The 22,557-nt window shown below is 58.8% G+C and carries 19 protein-coding genes; 16 read left to right on the forward strand and 3 right to left on the reverse strand.

Going from position 1 to position 22,557, the window contains the following annotated elements:
- Positions 1-122 precede the first annotated feature (122 nt).
- The 13 genes from ACPYOD_RS08515 to ACPYOD_RS08575 all read left to right on the forward strand — a co-directional run bounded on the left by ACPYOD_RS08515 (position 123) and on the right by ACPYOD_RS08575 (position 17,585).
- The gene (locus ACPYOD_RS08515; RefSeq protein ID WP_481301305.1) at positions 123-917 is read left to right on the forward strand and encodes an ABC transporter permease; all 795 of its coding nucleotides are present in this window, start codon (positions 123-125) and stop codon (positions 915-917) included.
- Positions 914-2,137 (forward strand): ABC transporter ATP-binding protein, encoded by a 1,224-nt coding sequence (locus ACPYOD_RS08520; protein ID WP_481301306.1) that lies wholly within the window; start codon positions 914-916, stop codon positions 2,135-2,137. Before ACPYOD_RS08515 ends, ACPYOD_RS08520 begins: the two co-directional genes overlap by 4 nt.
- The gene (locus ACPYOD_RS08525; RefSeq protein ID WP_481301307.1) at positions 2,134-3,633 is read left to right on the forward strand and encodes an FkbM family methyltransferase; all 1,500 of its coding nucleotides are present in this window, start codon (positions 2,134-2,136) and stop codon (positions 3,631-3,633) included. The genes ACPYOD_RS08520 and ACPYOD_RS08525 overlap by 4 nt, the downstream gene beginning before the upstream one ends.
- A complete protein-coding gene (locus ACPYOD_RS08530; RefSeq protein ID WP_481301308.1) occupies positions 3,630-7,391 on the forward strand; it encodes a glycosyltransferase in 3,762 nt (1,253 codons plus the stop codon). Before ACPYOD_RS08525 ends, ACPYOD_RS08530 begins: the two co-directional genes overlap by 4 nt.
- Positions 7,392-7,458: 67 nt before the next feature.
- Positions 7,459-8,493 carry a GDP-mannose 4,6-dehydratase gene (gene gmd, locus ACPYOD_RS08535; protein WP_481301309.1) on the forward strand — a complete coding sequence of 345 codons (1,035 nt, stop codon included), beginning with the start codon at positions 7,459-7,461 and terminating at the stop codon, positions 8,491-8,493.
- Complete coding sequence (locus tag ACPYOD_RS08540; RefSeq protein ID WP_481301310.1) at positions 8,480-9,373, forward strand: GDP-mannose 4,6-dehydratase; 894 nt, start codon at positions 8,480-8,482, stop codon at positions 9,371-9,373. The genes gmd and ACPYOD_RS08540 overlap by 14 nt, the downstream gene beginning before the upstream one ends.
- A gap of 94 nt (positions 9,374-9,467) precedes the next feature.
- Complete coding sequence (locus ACPYOD_RS08545; protein ID WP_481301311.1) at positions 9,468-12,251, forward strand: hypothetical protein; 2,784 nt, start codon at positions 9,468-9,470, stop codon at positions 12,249-12,251.
- Positions 12,248-12,958, forward strand: coding sequence for a sugar phosphate nucleotidyltransferase (locus ACPYOD_RS08550; RefSeq protein WP_481301312.1), 711 nt, complete (start codon positions 12,248-12,250; stop codon positions 12,956-12,958). Before ACPYOD_RS08545 ends, ACPYOD_RS08550 begins: the two co-directional genes overlap by 4 nt.
- Positions 12,955-13,827, forward strand: a complete 873-nt coding sequence (locus ACPYOD_RS08555; RefSeq protein ID WP_481301313.1) for an NAD-dependent epimerase/dehydratase family protein — start codon at positions 12,955-12,957, stop codon at positions 13,825-13,827. Before ACPYOD_RS08550 ends, ACPYOD_RS08555 begins: the two co-directional genes overlap by 4 nt.
- Positions 13,824-14,795, forward strand: a complete 972-nt coding sequence (locus ACPYOD_RS08560; RefSeq protein WP_481301314.1) for a glycosyltransferase family 2 protein — start codon at positions 13,824-13,826, stop codon at positions 14,793-14,795. Before ACPYOD_RS08555 ends, ACPYOD_RS08560 begins: the two co-directional genes overlap by 4 nt.
- Complete coding sequence (locus ACPYOD_RS08565) at positions 14,788-16,017, forward strand: polysaccharide biosynthesis protein (protein WP_481301315.1); 1,230 nt, start codon at positions 14,788-14,790, stop codon at positions 16,015-16,017. Before ACPYOD_RS08560 ends, ACPYOD_RS08565 begins: the two co-directional genes overlap by 8 nt.
- Positions 16,018-16,047: 30 nt before the next feature.
- Positions 16,048-16,419: a DMT family transporter gene (locus ACPYOD_RS08570; protein ID WP_481301316.1), complete on the forward strand. Its 372-nt coding sequence runs from the start codon at positions 16,048-16,050 to the stop codon at positions 16,417-16,419.
- Between the two features lie 257 nt (positions 16,420-16,676).
- On the forward strand, positions 16,677-17,585 hold the full coding sequence (locus ACPYOD_RS08575; RefSeq protein WP_481301317.1) for a class I SAM-dependent methyltransferase: 909 nt from the start codon (positions 16,677-16,679) through the stop codon (positions 17,583-17,585).
- 35 nt (positions 17,586-17,620) lie between these two features.
- On the opposite strand, the gene ACPYOD_RS08580 is transcribed toward ACPYOD_RS08575, so the two are convergent.
- The 3 genes from ACPYOD_RS08580 to ACPYOD_RS08590 are packed head-to-tail and all read right to left on the reverse strand — an operon-like array spanning position 17,621 to position 19,815.
- The gene (locus tag ACPYOD_RS08580) at positions 17,621-18,226 is read right to left on the reverse strand and encodes an NUDIX domain-containing protein (RefSeq protein ID WP_481301318.1); all 606 of its coding nucleotides are present in this window, start codon (positions 18,224-18,226) and stop codon (positions 17,621-17,623) included.
- Positions 18,108-19,046, reverse strand: coding sequence for an electron transfer flavoprotein subunit alpha/FixB family protein (locus ACPYOD_RS08585; RefSeq protein WP_481301319.1), 939 nt, complete (start codon positions 19,044-19,046; stop codon positions 18,108-18,110). The genes ACPYOD_RS08580 and ACPYOD_RS08585 overlap by 119 nt, the downstream gene beginning before the upstream one ends.
- 22 nt (positions 19,047-19,068) lie before the next feature.
- Positions 19,069-19,815 carry an electron transfer flavoprotein subunit beta/FixA family protein gene (locus tag ACPYOD_RS08590; protein ID WP_481301320.1) on the reverse strand — a complete coding sequence of 249 codons (747 nt, stop codon included), beginning with the start codon at positions 19,813-19,815 and terminating at the stop codon, positions 19,069-19,071.
- Positions 19,816-19,965: 150 nt separating this feature from the next.
- Here ACPYOD_RS08590 and ACPYOD_RS08595 point away from each other — a divergent pair, with 150 nt between their 5' ends.
- From ACPYOD_RS08595 to ACPYOD_RS08605, 3 genes are all read left to right on the forward strand, one after another.
- A complete protein-coding gene (locus ACPYOD_RS08595) occupies positions 19,966-21,051 on the forward strand; it encodes a glycosyltransferase family 2 protein (protein WP_481301321.1) in 1,086 nt (361 codons plus the stop codon).
- Positions 21,048-21,692: a class I SAM-dependent methyltransferase gene (locus ACPYOD_RS08600; RefSeq protein WP_481301322.1), complete on the forward strand. Its 645-nt coding sequence runs from the start codon at positions 21,048-21,050 to the stop codon at positions 21,690-21,692. The genes ACPYOD_RS08595 and ACPYOD_RS08600 overlap by 4 nt, the downstream gene beginning before the upstream one ends.
- Positions 21,693-21,744: 52 nt before the next feature.
- Positions 21,745-22,557 (forward strand): hypothetical protein (locus ACPYOD_RS08605; RefSeq protein ID WP_481301323.1); only part of this gene is annotated, 813 nt, incomplete at its 3' end.

Genomic DNA, 22,557 nt, shown 5'->3' on the forward strand with positions numbered 1-22,557 from the left:
TCGCGGAAAATCCAGGCAGCCCAGGGGCGCGCACTTGCAAATCCGTGCCAAGTGAGAATGTGTATTTCACATCCGGTGCGGGTGTCAACGAAGCGTCCCTTGATTGGCCGGGGGTCTAGCCCATGCAAAATCTTCTTCGCGCGGTATGGCTTTACCGCCATTTCATCTTTTCGTCCATCCGCAACGACCTCAAGATGCGCTTCGCGCGCAGCAAGCTGGGAGGGCTGTGGATGATCCTGCAGCCACTTGCACAGGTTGCGATCTATGCCGTCGTACTTTCGCGAATCATGGGCAGCCGTCTTCCGGGCACCGACAACAAATACGCATACGTTATCTACCTGATCTCTGGGATGGTGGCATGGTCGCTTTTCGCGGAGACAGTGAGCCGCTGCCTCACGATCTTTGTCGACAACGGCAACTTGCTCAAAAAAATAGTCTTCCCGCGCATCAGCTTGCCTCTCATAGTCGCTGGCTCAGCGCTCGTGAACAACCTCCTCTTGCTGCTTGCCGCTGTTGGCGTATTCCTGCTTGTCGGCCACATGCCGAGCGCCAATATGCTGTGGCTGCTTGTGCTGATCCCCATTAACCTCGCGTTTTCAGTGGGCCTCGGTCTGATCCTGGGCATCTTGAACGTCTTTGTCCGCGATATCGGACAGGTCATGGTCGTCGTCCTGCAACTCTGGTTCTGGATGACGCCGATCGTCTACATGCCCGCGATCCTGCCGGAGCAGTTCCAACACATCATCCACCTGAACCCAATGTATTTCATCGCTTCTGGATTCCAGGACGTGTTGCTCTACGGAACATCGCCCCATCTTGAGCACCTGGCGTATATTGCGGTGGGATCCTTGTTGTTGCTGGCGCTTTCGCTGTTCCTGTTTCGTCGTGCCAATGCCGAAATGGTGGACGTCCTATGAGCGCGGTACTGAAGGTTAATCGCGTCGGTAAGGCGTTCCATGAGTACACCAGCGAGTTCCAGCGGTTCGCCCGGTGGTTCGGCCTGGTGTCCCGTCCCGCGTCTCAGCATTGGGTGGTACGCGAAGTCTCGTTTTCAGTCTCGCCTGGCGAAGCGGTCGGCATTATCGGCCAGAACGGTGCTGGTAAGAGCACGCTGCTGAAGATGATCACCGGAACACTGCCGCCCACGGAAGGGAGCGTCGAGGTGGTCGGTCGCATCGCCGCGATTCTTGAATTGGGCATGGGTTTCAATCCTGAACTGACGGGCAGGGAAAACGTTTTCCATTCCGCCGGCCTCATGGGATTCGACCGTCAGCAGATTGCCGCCGCGATGCCTGATATAGAAGCCTTCGCCGAGGTCGGCGACTATTTCGACCAGGCTGTCCGGACATATTCCAGTGGCATGCAGATGCGCGTGGCATTCAGTGTGGCCACCGCCTTCCGTCCAGCGATTCTTATTGTCGATGAGGCCTTGTCGGTCGGTGATGCGTATTTTCAACACAAATGCTTCGAACGAATTCGGTTATTCCAGGAGCAAGGCACCACCTTGCTGATCGTTTCGCACGACAATTCGGCTGTCCAGGCACTTTGTGACCGCGCTGTATTGCTCGACCGAGGAAGACTGATCAAGGATGGCTCGCCCTCTGAGGTCATCGACCTGTACAACGCCTTAATCGCCGAGAAGGAAAATGCGACCGTCGCCGTCACGCAGCTCGAGGACGGCGGCGCGGTGCAGACCGTCTCGGGAACGGGCGAAGCCATCGTGAGCGAGATTTCCCTACATGACGAGAATGGAGCGGTCGTCGAATTCATCAACGTTGGATCGGCCGTCGAGCTTCGCGTCAAGGTTCGCGTCGTGGCGGACATTCCCCGCCTCGTGTTCGGCTACATGATCAAGGATCGTTTCGGGCAGCAGCTGTTCGGGACCAATACTTATCATACGAGCCAGGTTGTCAACGACGTGCGGGCAGGGACGGAGGTGACTTTTACCGCCGCATTTACCGCGAACCTGGGCTCCGGAAGTTATTCAGTGTCCACAGCGTTGGTCAGTTCGGATACGCACCTGGTGGACAATTTTGAATGGCGTGACCTCGCGCTGGTATTTACAGTCAGCAACTTCGACAAGCCCTATTTTGTCGGCAGCACATGGATGCCGCCTGTCTTCAAGGTGACGATGTGACCTTCATTTCCTATGCGCAAAACGCCGAGGATGTAATCCTTTATCGCGCCCTTGGTCATGTGGCTGAGGGATTCTATGTCGATGTCGGTGCGCAGGATCCCGTTAATGATTCGGTTACGCGCGCATTCTACGATCGAGGCTGGCGCGGCATTAACGTCGAGCCCGTCCCTCGCTGGTTCGAGCGACTCAAGGAGGATCGTCCGCGCGACATTAACGTGCAAGCGATTGTCGGCGACAGTCGGGGCGTGGCGACAATCCGCGAGGTGGGCAGCACCGGGCTTTCGACGGTGGACGAGGCTCTCGCGCGACGGCACTCGCTGAGCGGTCATCTGGTTCGCGAGTTCGAGGTTCCAGCCACGACGCTAGACGATCTTTGCCGTGAAAATGGTGTGGGGGTCATTCATTTCCTGAAGGTTGATGTCGAGGGACACGAGGCGAAGGTTCTGGCGGGGATGGGCCTGGTCGAGTTCCGGCCCTGGGTAGTGCTCGTCGAGGCGACGGCTCCCAATTCGCAGGTCGAGACACACGCTGAATGGGAACCTGGCTTGCTCTCGCATGGCTACGTGTTTGTCTACGCCGACGGATTGAATCGCTTTTATCTCGCTCGCGAAAAGTACGACGAACTGAAGGGGGCGTTTCGCTATCCGCCCAACTTCTTCGACGACTACGAGCGCATGTCCGTGCACTGGTTGCGTCATCACGCCGAGCGCCTCGAACGCGACCTGAAGGAGTCCGAGTTGGCTCGTGACCGGTTTTTGGCGAAACGCGACCATGTCACGTCAGGCGAGGGCTCCGACCGCGATCAGGTGATTGCGCTGCGGGAACGTTTCCGTCGCCTTCGCGCCGAGCGGGCGCTGTTGAGCAAACAGCTCCAGGCTGCCCGCGATGAAGGTGAACGGATGCGAAAGGAGTTCGACGAGCTCCTCGGGGATGCACGCTCGGCGAGGACTTATCGCAGCCAGTTGTTCGTCGCCGAGGAGGCATTGGCCGAACACGCCGCCCGCATCGATCTGCAACAGGGAGAAATCGTCAATCTTCGCGAATACGTCCGTGTTCTCGAAGCGCATGCGCGTGATCTTGAAGGTGTGCGTGCCGAGCTTGAACTGCAGGTGTCGTATTGGCGGGATCTGTACGAAAAGATTCTTCGCAGCTCGTCCTGGCGCCTGACGCGGCCGTTCCGCGTTCTGAGGCGTCTCGTGTCGCATCCCTTGGTCCACGGCGGTCGTCGGGAGCTCGTGCGCAAGGTGTCGGGATCCGCATTGCACCTGGCTGCTCGGGTGCCTATCGTAAGACGACTGGGACGAGCGGCGTTGCACCGCATGCCACGGCTTCGTGGCCGAATACTTCGCTTCCATGGGTTACCGGTGGATGACGGCTCGCCGGGGACGTCGACGTCCGCTGTTCCTGAAGTCCTTTCTTCCAGCGCCGCGATATATGCCGAGGTGCTGCGTAGTGCGGACGCTCGTGTGCGCTCGTCGAAGGGGCATGGTGAATGAGGATTCTTCTCGACCTTCAGGCTTGCCAGAACGAAAACCGTTTCCGCGGCATTGGCCGGTATAGCCTTGCGCTGGCGAAAGCTTTGTGTTCGCGGAATGACGGACACGAATACTGGATCGCCCTGAATGCGGCAATGCCCGGTACCGGAGTGAATGTTCGCGATGAATTCATCGGATTAGTTCCTCCTGAACGCATCGTATCCTGGGACATGCCTACTCCTGTGGCATCCAGTGATACGGCGAACGCCTGGCGCGAGCGATCAGGAGCCTTGCTTCGTGAGGCGGTGCTAGCCGGTGTCGGTGCCGACATTCTCTTGGTCAGCAGTATTTTCGATGGATACCACGACGATAGCGTTACATCGATCGGATTGATCGATAATGGCATCACGCGTACGGTGGCGATCGTATACGACCTCATTCCGTTGATCTACCAGGAAAAATACCTGGTCGACGAGCCGTCGCGGCATTGGTATTACCGCAAGCTTGCCGCGCTGACGGCCGCAGACGGGTGGCTCGGCATTTCCCAGCATGCGAGGCAGGAAGGTATCGATATCGCAGGAATCGATCCGCTGAGGTCGTTCAATATTTCCGGTGCTGCCGACGCTGTGTTCCGGCCGCGCACCTATTCGCCAGCGCAGGTGTCGGAGTTATTTACCCGATTCGGTATCGACCGCAAGTACGTGATGTACACCGGGGGCATCGATCAGCGGAAGAATCTCCACACACTGATGGCCGCATTCGCGCGGTTGCCCTCGGCTGTTAGGGCCGAGCATCAATTGGTGTTGGCGGGGAAAGCCAGCCCCGCAGAGTGTAAGTCCCTGTGGGCCATGGCGACCCATCTGGGCCTGCGTGCAGGGGAAATGATTCTGACCGGGTTCGTAAGTGACGACGACCTGGTTGCGCTCTATAACTTGTGCCGAGTATTTGTCTTTCCATCGTGGCACGAGGGCTTTGGCCTGCCGCCACTGGAGGCCATGTCCTGCGGCCGCGCCGTAATCGGAAGCTCGGCCACGAGCGTGCCCGAGGTCATTGGCAGGGCGGATGCCCTGTTCGATCCGCGTTCGCCGGATGAATGCTCCGCACTCCTGCATCGCGTCTTGACCGACACGGCGTTCCGCGAGGACCTGGAGCGCTCGGGCCTGTCGCACGCAGGGAAATTTACCTGGGAAGATTCGGCTCGTCGCGCGGTTGAGGCGATGGAGAGCATCTTCGTGGCCGTCGACAAGAAGCCTGTATCGCCAGCGGCCGGGGCGTCGGTACGTGTAACCAAGCCGAAGTTGGCGATGTTGACTCCGCTGCCCCCGGCGCGGAGCGGTATTGCCGACTATGCGGCGCAGTTGATTCCGGCGCTCAGCAAGTACTATGAAATCGATGTTGTCATCCAACAACCCGAACTGAATAGTGCCTGGATTTCGGCAAACTGCGGCGTTCGTGACCTCGAGTGGTTCGAGCGGCATGCGGACCGCTACGATCGCATCGTTTATCAGATAGGCAATTCTACGTTCCATACGTATATGTTCGACCTGCTTGCGCGTTATCCCGGCGTGGTCGTTCTGCACGATTTCTTCCTCAGTAGTATCGCGGCATACCTCGAGTTCTCCGGGGAAAGGCCGGGTTGGTGGACGCAGGCCTTGTATGCCTCGCATGGATACGCGGGTCTTTTAGGCCGTGCGGCCATCGAGGACCCGCAGACCGCCACGGACGCTTTCCCGTGCAACCTCAGAGTTCTGCAGGAAGCTCGGGGTTTGATCGTGCACTCCCGCACGGCTATGGAACTTGCTTCGCGCTGGTATGGACCAAGCCCGGCCGACATGTGGAAAAACATTCCCCTGCTGCGCAAGGCTCCTCGCGACGACGCCCGTCAAGTAGCGCGAGAAGCGCTGGGTCTGCTCGACGGTGACGTATTGGTCTGTTCATTCGGCATCCTTGCCTATACCAAGCTCAACGACAGGTTGATCGAAGCCTGGCTGGATTCGAGTCTCGCGCGGAATCCGCGCTGCAAGCTCGTTTTTGTCGGCGACTCTCCCAATGTTGCTTATACGGAACTGCTGCATCGGCTAATGGAGCGCGAAGGATCCGGCATAGTCATTACCGGACACGTCTCCACCGCTGAGTACGAGACCTATCTCGCGGCCGCCGACATCGCCGTCCAGCTGCGCACGCAATCACGTGGCGAAACTTCCGCAGCGGTCCTGGACTGCATGGTCAATGGCATCGCAACTATAGTTAACGCTCACGGCAGCATGGCGGAGTTTTCCTCGGACGAGGCCTTGGTCCTTCCGGACGAATTCAGCAATGCAGAACTCTCGAGTGCCCTGGAACTGCTGCTCGAAGATCGCGATGTTCGTGCGCGTATCGGCAATCGGGCACGTGTGGCTCTGGTAAACGGGCATGCACCGAAGGTTGTTGCCAGCCTTTACCACGAAGCGATTGAAGGTTTTCATCATGAGGGCCGCACGGGAGCCATGCGCTCCCTGATCGACGGCATCGTCGGGATCGACTATACGGGTACAACTCGTGCACAGGATCTGAGAGCGATCGCACACGCCTTGTCGCGCAATCATCCTCCCGTCATCCGTCAGCGCACAATTCTCGTCGACGTTTCCGTCACGGCGAACGATGACCTCAAAACGGGGATCGAACGCGTGGTTCGCGGCGTTACCTTGGAACTGCTGCGTGGGGCGGCCGGCGACTGGCGGATCGAGCCCGTGCGTGCAGACGGCAAGGGTGGCTATGTCTATGCACACGCTTATACGTGTGAGCTGTTGGGACTTCCGGCCACGGGTATCCCGGATCGGGCCGTGGACGTAGCCAGGGGCGACATATTCCTCGGTCTGGATCTGGCGCAGATGGATCTTCCGTCGTGTGTCGCGGAGCTTGAGCGCTTCAGGCTCGCTGGCGTCACGTGTCATTTCGTCGTGTATGACATGCTCCCTATCCTGTATCCCCGTTTTTTCCCGGATTGGCTGGAGGATGTATTTACCCGATGGTTCACGACGGCCTGTCGCGTAGCCGATTCGTTGTGGTGCATTTCGGACGCCGTATGCGAAGATGTGGTTGGGGTGCTCGACCGCTTGCGTCCCGCCAGGCTCAAGCCGCTGCCGATCGGTTCGTTTCCGCTGGGATCGGACATTGGCGCCAGCGCTCCTTCCGCCGGTATTTCGTCCGAGGACGCGGAGCGCCTGGCGGCATTTGGGTCAGTACCTATTTTCCTCATGGTGGGCACCGTCGAGCCCCGCAAGGGGCATGCGCAGGTAGTGGACGCGTTCGAAATCATGTGGCGGAAGGGCAGCGATGCGCGATTGGTCATCGTTGGTAAGCATGGATGGATGGTTGAGGCGTTCGCCGCCCGGATAGCCCGCCTGAACGCACAGGAAGGAGCACGCGTGCACTGGTTCGAAAGGGCTTCCGACGAATTACTGGCCGCCCTATATGGCCGGGCGGATGCTCTTGTCGCGGCCTCTTACGGAGAGGGGTATGGGCTGCCCCTGATCGAGGCTGCGGTTCATGGCGTCCCGATAATCGCTCGCGACATTCCAGTTTTTCGCGAAGTAGGTGGTGACCACGCCTTCTACTTCAAGGCGGATGACGGTGAGGAACTCGCTGAGGCGCTGGACAAATGGCTGCAGCTCCGTGGAGAAAGCGGTGTGCCAGGCAGCCAGGGCATTGGGAGTCGCAGCTGGCGGGAAAGCGCGGAGGCCCTCACGCGAAGTATCCTTACGGGTAGCGCCGGTAGGACGTGGCACCATCCTTGTTAGCTCTTGTGGGGCGCTGCGTGCGGTTGCCTCGTCAAAAACACATCGATCCAATAATAGAGAATTTGCTATGAAGACTGCTCTGGTGACGGGGATTTCTGGACAGGACGGTGCGTATCTTGCCGACTTGCTGCTTGCGAAGGGCTACAAGGTGCACGGCACGTATCGCCGCACGAGTTCGACGAACTTCTGGCGTATCGAGGAGCTCGGTATCCAGAACCATCCGAACCTGGAATTGGTCGAGTATGACCTGACCGATCTCGGCTCGAGCCTTCGCCTCATGGAGCAGGCCCGCCCCGACGAAGTCTACAACCTGGCCGCCCAGAGCTTTGTCGGGGTGTCGTTCGATCAGCCGACGACGACGGCACAGATCACGGGGGTCGGTGCATTGCATCTGCTTGAGGCAATTCGGGCCATCAACCCAAAGAGCCGCTTCTACCAGGCGTCGACCTCCGAGATGTTCGGCAAGGTCCAGGCTGTACCGCAGAAGGAAGATACACCCTTCTATCCGCGCAGCCCGTATGGCGTTGCCAAGCTCTACGCACACTGGATCACAGTGAATTACCGCGAGTCGTACGGAATCTTCGGTTCGAGCGGTATTTTGTTCAACCATGAATCGCCGCTGCGCGGGCGGGAGTTCGTGACGCGGAAGATCACTGATGCCGTGGCAAAGATAAAGCTTGGCAAACTGGACAAGCTGGAACTCGGCAATCTTGATGCCAAGCGCGATTGGGGCTATGCGAAAGAATACGTCGAGGGCATGTGGCGCATGCTGCAGGCAGACGAACCGGACACGTTCGTGCTGGCAACCAACCGAACGGAAACGGTCCGTGATTTCGTCACGCTGGCGTTTGCTGCGGTCGGCATGACGATCGAATGGAAGGGTAAGGAAGAGAACGAAACCGGTACCTGCGTCGAGACCGGTAAGGTTGTCGTGTCGATCAATCCAAAATTCTATCGGCCCGCCGAAGTGGAGCTGCTCATCGGCGATCCCTCGAAGGCCGAGGCGAAGCTGGGTTGGAAGCCGAAGACCACCTTGGAACAACTGTGCCGGATGATGGTCGAGGCAGATCTTCGACGGAACGAGCGCAATGCGTCGTTCTGACGGATTGGAACAGCGCGCGCTCGTCACGGGCCATCGCGGCTTCACCGGTAATTATGTCGTTTCCTCGCTGGAAACGGCAGGTTATGAAGTGCACGGGTTGTTGGCGGAGGATGGCTCGACGATCGATCTGCTCGACCGGGACGCGGTTCGTGCGTCGGTGGCTCGAATCCGGCCGCAGGTCGTTGTGCATCTGGCGGCGATCGCATTTGTCGCCCACGGTGATGCCGATGCTTTCTATCGTACGAATATCGTCGGTACACAGCATTTGCTCGAAGCACTGGCGGCGCTTGATGAGGTGCCGCGTGCCGTGCTTTTGGCTAGCAGCGCCAATGTCTATGGCAACAGCAGCCGCGGAATGATCGACGAAAGCGTACCGCCTATGCCCGCCAACGACTATGCGGTGAGCAAGCTGGCGATGGAGTACATGGCGAGGCTCTGGATGGATCGCCTGCCGATCACCCTGGCCCGACCCTTCAATTACACCGGGGTGGGGCAGACGGAGAATTTTCTTTTGCCCAAGATCGTCCAACATTTCGTTCGCGGCGAACGCCGCATCGAACTGGGCAACATCGATGTCGCGCGCGATTTCCAGGACGTCCGATTCGTCGCCGAGGCGTACACGAGACTGCTTGACGCCGAAGTGCCGGGAGAGGTCGTCAACCTGTGTTCCGGCGTCTCGGTGTCTCTCAGTGAGGTCGTCGCGATGATGCAGGATATCGCCGGCTACGATATCGAAGTCTCAGTAAATCCAGCGTTCGTGCGACGCAATGAAGTGCCTCGCTTGACCGGCGACAACTCGAAGCTTCTCTCGCTGGTTGGTCCGCTCGAGGTCATCCCATTGAGGGAGACCTTACGTTGGATGTACGAAGCGGGGCGTTGACGACCGCGTGCTTCGTTATCCGGTACAAGAGCATTACGCCAAGTTTTTATCATTATGCCGATCGCCACCCTGATCGTATCCATGCAGGACGCTCATGCAGCAGCACATCCAATATCGTCGCCTCGTCGTTGCCGGTAGCGGTTTCGCTGGCGAGCTATTTCTCGCGACGGTTTTTTTCTGCATTTTCTATGCCCTGTACTTTTCCCCGGTTTGGCTTGACGGTGCCGTCCTCGCGCCCGGCGACGCCTCGATTTCCTATTTTCCCTTTTTTCACAAGCCCTGGGCGCTGATATCCGATCAGCTTCTGCTGGGCTATCCCGTCGAAGCGGATTTACAAGTACAGGCGAATTATCTCCCCAAGCTGCTCCTGCCGACATACAACTCGTTCGTCATCAGCGCTTACGTGATCATGGCAGTAGGGTGCTACGCCTTCCTCTCCAGCCTCACGTCGTCGCGCTCAGGGGCGATCATCGGCGCGATGATCGCGAGCGGAAGCGGATTCATGATGGCTCACCTTGGCCACGCGACAATTATTCATTCCGCGTGCTGGATCCCGTGGGTTCTTTGGGCGTTTCAGGGCTGCAGCGATCGATTGCGTTGGCCATCGGTCTGCGTCGGCGCGGTGGCTGTTAGCCTCAGTCTGCTCGGCGGCCATCCTCAAATATCCGTCATCGGCTTCGCGCTCGCCGGGGCCTTCTGGGCGTTCCTCACGGCAACGGCTATCTTCCAACGCCGCGCGTTCTTGGGTGTTGCGGCCTCTGCTCCGGCCATATTCGGCTTCGGCTTGATGCTGTCAGCGATCTCGGTGATTCCATTCGCGGAATTGGCGGGCCAGGGGATTCGCGCGGGGTGGTCGCTGGGAGATTTCGACACGTTCTCCGAATTGCCGCGAACCTTGTTACTCGGCCTGTTTCCAGGCTTGTTCGGTACGCATCCGGCAACGTTTTATGGGCCCTATACCGGGCCATGGAACCTGACTGAGCTCGCCTTCTACGCGGGTGTGGGACCGGTACTGTTCTCCCTTCTTGCCGTGATCACAGGATGGCGCCGCCCTGCCGTGGTGTTCTGGGGTGGAACCGCCGTTATGGCATTGCTCGTCAGTATGGGTGCCTATACACCCGTCGGGCGCCTGGTTTACCACCTGCCTGTCCTGGGTTCATTCCGTGCGCAGGGCCGCTATGGGCTGGTGTTCATCCTGGCCGTCGCCGTAATGGCGTCGTGGGCGGTCGCAGAAATCCGCAACCGGCGGGTGCTTCTGCGAGATGCCATTGCCGCGGTAATCGGGATGGCCTTGGTTATGGCCGGCGGTGTGGTCTGCGTGGCGCGAATGCGCCCTGTGTCGGGCCAACACGCGGGCGATGCATCGGGGCACCCATTCGTGTCAATTCTGCACAATCCGTCCGTCTACGTACCCTGCATCTTGGCCATACTTGCAATGGTGCTGTTGCTTGCATGGGTACGAGTCGGCCGCCGCGGTTTCGCGTTAGCCGCCTTCGTGCTGGTGACCGCCGACCTGGCAACATTTGGCTTTTTCTACGAATGGCGATTCGCGACGCTTTCCACGGATGCGATTGCCGTTTCACCTGCGACCCAAGCCCAGGTTGCAGCGGTGCGGGCAAGTGGTACGCGGGTCATGCCCGTGCCATCCAGCCTGGTAACGTACAGTCCATTTTCGCCACAGGTGAACGTGGCCTTCGGTATTCCGTTGGCGAGTAACTACGGGCCGTTGCTGCCGCGGCGCGCAGACTACTACGCCCAGTTGGATACGACAGGTCATCCTCGGTTCGATCTTGGCGCCTCTCCACTACCGGACATCTTAGGGGTGGGGTGGCTTGCGCGTTCGCCGCGCGGCCCGCTTTTCGACGAAGCGCTGATCAACCGGGGCTGTGGGGGGGAGTCCTCCCCGCCATACGAAGCGGGTTTCGCGTTTCCCCCAGGCGCACGTGGTGCTCGCATTCGCGTCGTGTCCCATATGGCGTGTTCGACCGACGTCGATCAAGGCGAGTCCGTAGCCAGTGCTTCCTGGTCCTCCAGATCCGGACGCACAGGCTCCGTGCCAATTCGCGCTGGCATCGATACCTCCGAGTGGGCGATCGACCGCCCCGGGTTGGCGGCGAAGCACCAGAGAGCTACCGTAGCGTCCTCCTTCGACGCGCCTGAAGCTCCGGGACATGACTACGTAACGGAGGTGGACCTCGGCGGGGGGCAGGACGTCGACATCGATGCATTGAAGATCCAACTCGTGGGTCAGCGTCACATCGCGCTGCGTATTCGGCGCATCGAACTTGTCGATTCCACAGGTCGTATCACGCCGGTCGCGCCAATTCTTCCCGGACTCACCATGGATTACTCCAATCCTGCCGTGGCACTGGCCAGACGCGACGCACAGCCCCCGCTGCAATGGCTTGCCTGTTCGGTTCGGGTCCTTGACGACGTGGCACTGAAGGCCGTACTCGCCGGCGGGAGTCTTCCCGATGAGACGCGTTTCGAAGTACACCGGACAGCTCTTCTTGAGCGGGGGCATGCCACACCGGTCCCGACGTGTCGGGATCCGGGCAGTATTGGCTCGGTCGCTCGTTCGCCGTCGACCTTCCGCGCCATCGTCGAAGGTAGCGGTAGCCAAGTGCTGGTAATCAGCCAACTTTTCTATCCAGGATGGGTAGCTCGCATAGACGGCGTCAAGGCGCGGATATTTCCGGTGGATGGGGTGATCCAGGGTGTGCTCATACCAGCCGGTCGTCATGAGGTTGAGCTAAGCTTTAGGCCAAAGAGTTTCTATGTCGGTGCGGCCCTAACAGGCCTTGCCGTCGTCCTGCTTCTAGCACCGTGGATTTGGCGGCGCCGAAGAGCAAACACACAGCAGCGAGTCTCGTCATGAAGAGAGCAGTCATTCTTGCCGGTGGAAAAGGTACCCGCCTGCGCCCCTACACCGTGGTGCTTCCGAAGCCCCTGATGCCGATCGGTGAATTCCCGATTCTCGAAGTCATCATTCGCCAACTCAGGTCCTTTGGCTTCGAGCACATCACGCTCGCAGTCAACCACCAGTCCGAGTTGTTCAAAGCTTTCTTTGGCGACGGGTCAAAGTGGGACCTGAAGATCGACTATTCGCTCGAAAACATGCCTCTCAGCACGATGGGCCCGCTCAAGCTGATCGACGACCTCCCTTCGGAGTTCCTCGTGATGAATGGCGACATCCTGAGTGACGTGAACTATGGTGAATTTCTAGCCTCTCACGCCAGGAAGAAGAGCCTCTTCACGATCTCAGCCGCACGTCGCACACAGCATATTGATTACGGCGTTCTGCACGTCGATGGCGAAGCAAGGCTGAACGGCTTCGAAGAGAAGCCGAAGATCGATTACCTCGTCAGCATGGGCGTCTATGCGGTCTCGCGCGAGGTGCTCGATGTGATCCCGCAAAACGTTCCTTTTGGATTCGATCATCTCGTTCTCGGGTATCTTGACCGCGGTCAGCCCGTCGACATCGTCGAACACACGGGTTACTGGCTCGATATCGGTCGACCTGACGACTACCAGAAAGCGATCGATGATTGGCCGGAACTCAGCAAGGGCATGGACCTTACATGACCGAACAGCTCAAGGCAGGCGATCGTGTCGTCGTCACGGGCGCGTCCGGCTTCCTCGGCCGAAACTTGGTCGAACGCCTGCGCGTAGGCGGCTATGACGTCGTGCCACTGGGGCGCTCTCAGGGCTTTGATTTGCTCTCCGACCGGATTCCGATCGATGGCGTTCGCCATGTATTTCATCTGGCAGGCGAGACCGGTGTGCTCGATGCATGGAATGATCCGTCGCGCTTCCATTTGGTCAATGCGCATGGAACGGTGCGCGTCCTGGAACAATGCCGCGAATCTCGCGTGTCGCTTACCTACGTGGGCGCGTACACCTACGGTATTCCGGAGCGGCTGCCGATCAATGAGTCGCACCCCATGCGACCGAACAATCCGTATGCGTTCTCAAAATGGATGGCTGAAGAGGCCTGCCGCTGGTATGCCTCGTCCTATGACATGGCGGTGACCGCCATCCGTCTGTTCAACGTCTATGGGCCAGGGCAATCGGATCGATTTCTAGTGACTCGTATAGTCGACCAACTACTCGATCCGTCCGTCGAAAGTATCGAACTGATGGATCTCACGCCGCGCCGCGATTACCTGTTTGTGGACGATGCCGTCGAGGCATTCATAGCCTCGGTTCCAGGCGATGGGTTCCATGTATTCAACGTCGGCCATGGAACTTCATGGTCGGTTTTCGAAGTGGTGGAAGCCGCCATGTCGGTTCTTGGCGTGGTCAAGCCGATCGTGGATCGTGGGATGGTTCGTCCTAACGAAATTCCCAACGTCGTCGCCGACACCACAGCGATTCGTGATTACTGCGGGTGGCAACCGAAGCACGATTTGCGCTCTGGCATCCGCGCTTGGTTCAAGGATCCTTTGGAATGAAGACCATCCAGATTCTTTGTCCCGTCTTCCGCGAAGAAGAAGGCATTCTGATCTTCCACGACCGTCTGACCAGGGCGCTCGAACCCCTTCGCGAGCGCTATCGATTCGGGTTTATCTACGCAGTCGATCCCGCGGGTGATCTCACTGAGGATATCCTTCTCGAGCTTGCCGCACGCAGCCATGACGTTGAGGTTCTTGTCATGTCACGTCGATTCGGACACCAGGCGGCGTTGATAGCCGGTATCGACGCGTGTGTGGCCGACGCATTAATCATGCTCGACAGTGACGGACAGCATCCTCCAGAACTTATCCCCACGTTGGTCGAACGTTGGGAGTCTGGTGCCGATATCGTCCAGACGCTGCGCCAGGATGGAAAAGAAACCCGTTTCCTGAAGCGCACCACGTCGGCTTTTTTCTACAAGGTCATCTCCGGTATTGGGTCGATCGACTTGAAGGCGGGCGCTGCCGATTACCGGCTGATCTCGCGGCGCGTCGTATCGGTACTCCGCGACCAGCTGAAGGAACGGAATGTCTTCCTGCGTGGCTTGGTGACATGGATCGGCTACAACATCGCTTATGTCGAATTTCAACCGGAGAAGCGGCAGTTCGGGGTTTCCAACTATCGGACGTCGATCCTGTTCAACTTCGCATTGCAGGGCATTAGCTCTTTCTCGAAGATGCCTTTGCGGATCTGCACGATAACCGGTCTGGCAATCGCGTCTTTGAGTATGCTTTTCGGCATTGTTGCGGTTATCGACTACATCCTGGGCCCCTCGCGTGTGCCCGGCTGGGCCACACTCGTCACCTTCATCACTTTTCTGGGTGGTGTGCAACTCTTTTTCATGGGCATTTTTGGTGAGTACCTGGGCCAGATTTTTGACGAGGTGAAGCAGCGTCCTCGATACCTCATCGCCCGACGCAGCTTGCCCGGGGATGATTCGAACAACGGAGACAATCGGCATGTCTGATCTTCTTTCCACACGGGTCGATGCGCTCGACGCAGTGGTTCTGCAGCGCGATCGTTCGCAGTTCGAGGCCGACCTGATAGCGCGCGAAGACGATCTACGAGAGATGGCGCATGGTGCGCGGATATTGGTCGTCGGAGGTGGTGGGACGATCGGTTCGGCAACCACGATGCTCCTGGCCACGTTACGCCCCAAGTCGTTGCACGTGGTCGACCAAAGCGAGAACTATCTTGCTGAACTGGTGCGCGATCTGCGTAGTCAGCCGAAAGGCCTCCACGTCGATGATTTCAGGGCGCTGCCAATAGACTACGGCTCGCCCATCATGGGGCGCTTCCTGGCGGAGACCACACCCTACGATTTCGTACTCAATTTTGCCGCGCTCAAGCACGTTCGCTCTGAGAAAGACATTTATTCCCTCCTTCAGATGTTGGACACGAATGTCGTTCGTCACGTCCGGTTTCGTCGCTGGTTGCTTCAGTTTGGTCACGGTAAGCGGTACTTCTCGGTCTCTACCGATAAGGCCGCTAATCCAACCAGTCTGATGGGCGCAAGTAAACGGTTGATGGAGGATGTGGTTTTCGATTCTTCGCTCTGCCGCGGAGCCGTCGCGACGTCGGCCCGTTTCGCCAACGTGGCGTTCTCGAATGGCAGTCTGTTGCAATCTTTTCTCACCAGATTAGCAAAGCGCCAGCCGTTCGCTGCCCCGCGCGACACTCGCCGTTACTTCGTGTCGCAAGTGGAATCCGGCCAAATTTGCCTACTCTCTTCGTTGTTGGGTAATGATCAGAACGTGCTTTTCCCCCGGTTGGATCCGGTTAGCCAACTGCAGCCGCTGCAGGGTGTGGCTGAGCGTGTGCTTGAGGCGATGGGGTATCGTGCGGAAATCTTCGATGACGAGGTCCTCGCGCGCGGTGCCGTCGAAGCACTTGCAGCCGAGAAGCGTTGGCCGCTCCTACTCACGCCCTTGGATACCAGCGGCGAGAAGCCTTACGAGGAGTTCGTTGGCCACGGTGAATCGGCCATAGCTTCCGGTTTGGACACGCTTGGAGCGGTTCGACATGTCCCAAGCGCGTCGCTCTCCGCCGGCTTGCTCGACATGTTCGAGGATGCTGTGAGTCGTACCGATCGTCCCATTGAGAAATCGAAGATTGTCGAAGCGATCCAGTCGGTGATACCTAACTTCGCCCACCGTGAAACCGGAAAGACTCTCGATGATCGCCTTTGAGAAACGTATAGATCCGGGAGTAAGTGGCTGATGCCTTTCATCGCGACGTGGATCCTGTTTGCTGCCTATACGCTTCTCAGCGTAGGTGGCATGGTGGTGGCAAAACGCGCGCTTCCGGCACTCAAGGTTGCCATTTCTCAGGGGCACGACTGGTTGAGCCCCGCAGCGATGGTCGCGCTGGGTGGGGGCATGTACGTGTGCAGTTTCCTTACATGGATGGTTATCTTGTCGCGTTCACCGTTGATGATCGCCTACCCGACAGCCGTGGGGCTGACCATGGCGTTTTCCACGATCTGCGCCATTGCCTTTCTTGGTGAGACACTTACCGTGGCAAGCCTGATTGGTGTCTTGCTGATTTTTTCGGGGGTCGCGGTCCTGGCGAGGTCCGCTGTCGGGGGCTGACCGGTTCGCAAGTTATCCCAATTGCGAGGTTGAACTGCTTGAGGCCTTAATGGCCTCCGCTGGAAATTACGATGTCGTAAGGTATGATGGGGGCAGGAGGAGGGGGTCGTTGCGGCGCCGCATGTCGGCTTGCGTGCGATCCGCCAGGCACAGAGTTGTCATGAAGATGTCAACTCGCACCATGGCGGGTCATGGTGGCCGCAATATCTGTAGATCCTTCCGCGTGGCTTATTCCACCGTGCAAGGTATTGATTCCGATGTCCGCATTAGATACGCCTGCGAGCCAAGAGTCGCCGGATACCATCCTGTCAGCTCCAATTGCTGGTACTTGCCTCGTGTGTTCGTCGGGGTATGGCCCAAGTCGCCTACCCGGCCTCAAGCGGTGCACAGCTTGTGGCTTCATCACGGCGGACCTGACTATTTCCGAAGCAGAGTTGAATGCCCTATACGGGGAGGACTACTTCCACGGGAACGAGTACCGCAACTACGTGTCTGAGGAAGGCAGTCTCAAGTTCAATTTTCGCCGTCGCATTGAAACGCTGAAGACACTGATCCCCGGCCTGCGTCAGCGCAGGATCTTCGAAATCGGCTGCGCATACGGTTTCTTCCTCGACGAGGTCAAAGGTGAAGTCGCGGCAGCCAGTGGCATCGACATTTCGGTCGAAGCGACACAGCATGCGCGGAATGAAAAGCAGGTAGATGCGGTTACTGGCAGCTATAGTGAGTACACGCCGCCTACAGGCATCGGCGTGATTACCATGTGGGATACCATCGAGCACCTGCCTCGACCTGACCTGTTTATTGAAAAGGCCAGCAGAGATATCGATCCGGGAGGCTATATCGCCATAACAACAGGAGATATAGCAAGTTTGAACGCCCGGTTTCGGGGCAGACGCTGGCGAATGATCCATCCCCCGACGCATATGCATTATTTCTCAGTCAAGACGTTGAGCAAGCTGCTTGATAGGCATGGCTTCGATGTCATCCATGTCAGTCATCCGGGCAACGCGCGTGATCTTCGGTCGATTCTGCACTTTGTCCTCGACCTCCGCCTCGGCTGGAGTGGTCTCTATCGTCGACTCGCCAAGTGGCGCATCTTCAACCTTTCACTGACAATGAATCTATTCGACATCATGTTCGTCGTCGCACGCCGAAGGGAAGCCTGATTGGTCACCACGAAGAGCTAAGCATGTAAGTGGCATCAACCCAGCGGGGGCGCCCCATTCTCTAGATAGACGGTCGAGACACTATCTGCTCGCGCCAAGGAACGTAGCCTCCGCGCGACGGACGGAACGAGAAGATCGTACGCGTCGGTATCGGAGCAGAACCGAAAATCCACGAGTTCATCCTCGGGTAGACGAATCTGCTTTAGCTGCTCCGTTGCTATCGCTTCGCATCGGAAGAGAAAGTGCACGCTTTCCCCATAGTTGGCGTGCGCAGAAAGATAATCGACACATAACAGTGCTTCGATGACCACTTCTATGCCTAGCTCTTCGTGGACTTCGCGGGTGAGCGTTGCCGAAGGGGCTTCGTCAAGCTCGCATACTCCGCCTGGCAGCAGCCACCCCTCCCTGTAGCTGGGTTTCACGATCAGGATGTCTCCCACTTGGTTGCGCATGACCGCTCCTGCGGTCACGCGCTTGGTGGGAAATATCGGCGGAACTGGGTTCACATCGTGCACGAGGCGCTTAGAGCGCCGCTTCCAGTTCCGGCAGGATCTTGAACAAGTCTCCCACGAGGCCAAAGTCTGCAACCTCGAAGATCGGCGCGTCGCCATCCTTGTTGATGGCGACGATCGTGCCGGCATCCTTTATGCCGGTCAGGTGCTGGATGGCTCCAGATATGCCGATGGCGATATAGAGTTCCGGCGCGATGATCTTGCCGGTCTGCCCGACCTGCATCTCGTTCGGCACATAGCCGGCGTCGACTGCGGCGCGTGAAGCCCCCACTGCTGCGCCAATTTTGTCGGCGAACTTATAGATGACCTCGAAGTTCTCCTTCGACCCTACACCACGGCCGCCGGAGACGACCTTGGGCGCGCCCTGCAGGTCGGGGCGGTTGCTCTTGCCCTGTTGCAATCCGACAAAGCGGGTGTGCGAGGGCAGGACGGCGTTGGTGTCCAGGGCTTCGATCGGTGCAGAGCTGTTCGACGCGGCGGCCGGCCACGAGGCGGTACGGATCGTAGCGACGACGATGGAGTTCGCATCAACTTCCACAGTCACGATGGCGTTGCCCGCGTAAATCGGCCGCTTGAAGCTGTGCGGCCCCTCCACGCTCATTACGTCGCTGACCTGTGATACGCCCAGCAGAGCGGCCACGCGCGGGGCGAGGTCCTTGCCAAAGGTGGTGGAGGGGGCGAAGACATGGCTGTACCCACCGGCGGCAGCCGCAATCTGAGGGGCCAGGGTGGCAGCCAGCGCATGGGCATTTTCGGGCCGGGCGATGGTCAGCACCTTGGTGACGCCGTCGATTTTCGCAGCTTCCGCCGCGATGGCTTCCGGCGCATCGGCCAGCACGAGAATGTCGACGGCGTCGGGCTTCACGGCGGAGGCGGCGCTGACGGCGCGCGCCGTGGCGCCGTTGAGCTTGCCGTCGAGATGTTCGGCAATTACGAGGATCTTGGTCATGTCGATTCTCCGGTCGGCTGCCTTACAGCAGACCCTTCTGCTTGAGGGCCGCGATGAGCTCGGCGGCGTCCTTGACCATCACGCCCTTGCTGCGCTTGAGAGGGGCGGCATAGTGAACGGTCTTGATGTGATCTGCCGCATCCACGCCCAGTGCGCCCAGCTCGATCACGTCGATCGGCTTGGACTTGGCCTTCATGATGTCCGGCAGCTTGATGAAGCGCGGCTCGTTAAGGCGGAGATCCGTGGTGATGACGGCGGGAAGATCAGCCTCGATGATCTCCAGGCCCGCATCCACCTCGCGGGTGACCGTGGCCTTTCCGCCGGCGATCTCGACCTTGCTGGCAAAGGTGGCCTGTGGGCGATCCCACAGGGCTGCCAACATCTGACCGGTCTGGTTGGCATCGTCGTCGATGGCCTGTTTGCCCAGGATTACCAGGCCCGGCTGTTCCTTCTCGACGAGCTTCAGAAACGTGCGGGCGGCTGTCAATGGTGATATGACATCGGCCGTTTGAACGTGAATTGCCCGGTTGGCGCCCATGGCCAGGCCGTTGCGCAGATGGGCGGTCAGGTCCGCGGGGCCAATCCCCACGACGATGACTTCCTCGGCTAAGCCCTTTTCGCGCAGGCGCAGGGCTTCTTCGAGGGCGATATCGTCGAAGGGGTTGGCGGAGAGCTTCACGCCGTCCGTGACCACACCCGTGCCATCGGGCTTTACCTGGATCCGGACGTTGTAGTCCACGACGCGCTTGTAGCCGACCAGAATCTTCATTCGGGGGTTCCTGTGCATTGGGGCAGCCGCCGAGCCGCGGACGCCCCGGAGTTGACTCCCCATTCTAGCGAAACTTCAAACTAGCGTTTGATGCAGCGCGGAATGATCCGTCATTGGGTCCATAACGGCCCTAATTGCCGATTTGGGCCCATGGGCGCAGACCGCGAGGCTTCCAGCCCTGCCAGCGTCAACCCCTTGTTGTCATCAAACGTTAATAGTTTCTGGTACTGTGCTCGCAGGGAGTTCAGAGATGCCGCGGGCAAGGCATTTTTGATGAAACTAATAATCCAGATTCCTTGTTTGAATGAGGAAGCTACGCTCTCTATTGCGCTGGCGGCGCTGCCGCGCCGTGTCCCAGGCTTCGATAGCGTCGAGTGGCTGGTCGTCGATGACGGCAGTACCGACGGGACGGTTGAAGTAGCCCGCGCCCACGGTGTGGATCACATCGTCAGGCATCCTCGTAACCAGGGGCTAGCCAAAGCATTTACTACCGGCATCGACGCCTGCCTTAGCCTGGGAGCCGACGTCATCGTCAATACTGACGCTGACAACCAGTACTGTGCGGAGGATATCCCTGCACTGACTGCACCCATCATGGCCGGTCAGGCCGATATAGTCATCGGCGCGCGTCCAATTTCCTCTATTGAGCACTTCTCCGCGGTGAAGAAGCTCCTGCAGTCGCTAGGTAGCTGTGTGGTCCGGATGGCCAGCGGCTCTGAAGTAACGGATGCCCCCAGCGGATTCCGGGCCATCAGCCGGCAGGCAGCGCAGAGGCTCGTGGTCTTTAGCCGTTACACCTACACACTCGAGACAATCATTCAGGCAGGTCAGAAAGGCATGGCCCTGGCGTCGGTTCCGGTGAGGGTCAACGCCGATCTCCGGCCATCGAGGCTCGTCCGAAGTATCCTGTCCTACGTTCGCTGTAGCACCGTGACGATTGTCCGTATCTTTGTGGTCTATCGACCGTTCCGTTTTTTTGCATCGATCGGCGCCGTTTTTTTCCTGGCGGGTCTCGTTCCAGGCATTCGTTTCCTGGCGAAATACGCGCAAGGCGACGGAGCGGGACATATCCAGTCGTTGATCCTTGCGGCCTTGCTCCTGGGTATGGGATTCCAGACGATGCTAATCGCCTTCATCGCAGATCTGCTTGCCGCGAACCGGCGGTTGTTGGAAGACATTCGCTACAAAACGGTCGCTGCGGGCGATAGCAATGCAAAGGACGGAGGAGCGACATGAAACACAAGGTCGCAGCCGGTGTAGTCGATGAGAACGGTTTGGTTCTCGGTAACACCTTCGATAAATACGGCTCGCGGAACCCTGTGGTGAAGTGGCTTATGAATGGTTTTCACGGCGCGCTGGACGAACTGGTTGCCCGCACAAGGCCCTCGTCAATCTATGAGGTAGGGTGCGGAGAGGGCTACTGGGTCGCCCGCTGGCACGCCAAGGGGTATGTCTCGGCAGGCTGCGACATTTCGGCCGAGGTAGTCGCCCTGGCCCGCGAGAACACCGCGCACCTTGCCCTGCCGGCGTCGACCTTCGAAGTCTCGAATATCTACAACATTCATCGTACTAAGGATCCCAATGAACTCGTGGTCTGCTGCGAAGTGCTGGAGCACATCGACGATCCGTTGCGTGGTCTACAGGCCCTTCATTCCATTGTCGGCCGATATGTGATCCTGAGCGTGCCACGAGAGCCGCTCTGGCGGATTCTCAACATGGTCCGCGGCAAATACGTCTTCGACTACGGAAATACTCCGGGACACATCCAGCACTGGTCAGCCAGGTCCTTTCGCAACATGGTCGAACAGGTTTTCGATATCGTCGACGTCAGAACACCCATCCCGTGGACGATGCTGCTCTGCAAGCGGCGCGACTGACGTGCCGGCTCAATGGATTTGCTGGAAGCGCTTCACCTACGTGGCGGGAACAATGCTCGCGCTGCTTGGTGTTGTTTTTGTCGTGCTTCAGTTGCGCCGCTACGGGGCCTCGGTCGATCTCGACCACGTGGCGCCCAGGGAATGGGTAGCCCTGACCTGCCTCATCATTGTCGGGGTCGGAATGAACGCCTGTCTGGGCATAGCGTGGCGGGCTATCCTTTTTGACAGCGGCTCGCCAGTTCCGATGCGCTGGGCGGTCGCGACTTATGCGGCGACACACGTTGCCCGGTATGTGCCTGGCAACATCTTTCATTACGCCGGCCGCCAGGCCATCGGCATGGCGGCAGGTCTGCCAGCTCGTGTGCTGGTGCGAGCTTCGCTGCTTGAACTGGTTCTCGTTGGCGTGGCCGGAGCGTTGCTGAGTCTGTTTGCAGCCCCCCTGGTACTGCCTTCGTTGGGGGCAGCTCATGTGTGGAGCGTCGGCGTGGCCCTGATCTTGGGGGCGGCAGTGTTGGCAGCGTGGCGCCACATGGGTCCTTCGTTGGCTAAGGCGCTGTCACTGTATCTGATCTATCTGTCGCTCTCTGGGCTCACATTTCTTGTGGCGGTCCTCATTCATGCACCCCAGGAAGCAACGGCAGGGCATGACTGGGTAGTACTTTGCGCAGCGTACGTTATCGCATGGCTGATAGGCATGTTGACACCCGGAGCACCCGCTGGTTTAGGCGTGCGCGAACTCGTCATCCTGTTCCTTTTGCATGAAAGGATGGATGCCGCAACGTTGCTTTTTGCTGTACTGGCGACGCGCGTCGTCGCTATCGGTGCTGACACACTGGCCTGGGGCATCGGATTAAGTCTGCGTCGC

It is taken from the genome of Luteibacter sp. HAY1-4A (genome assembly GCF_056755355.1).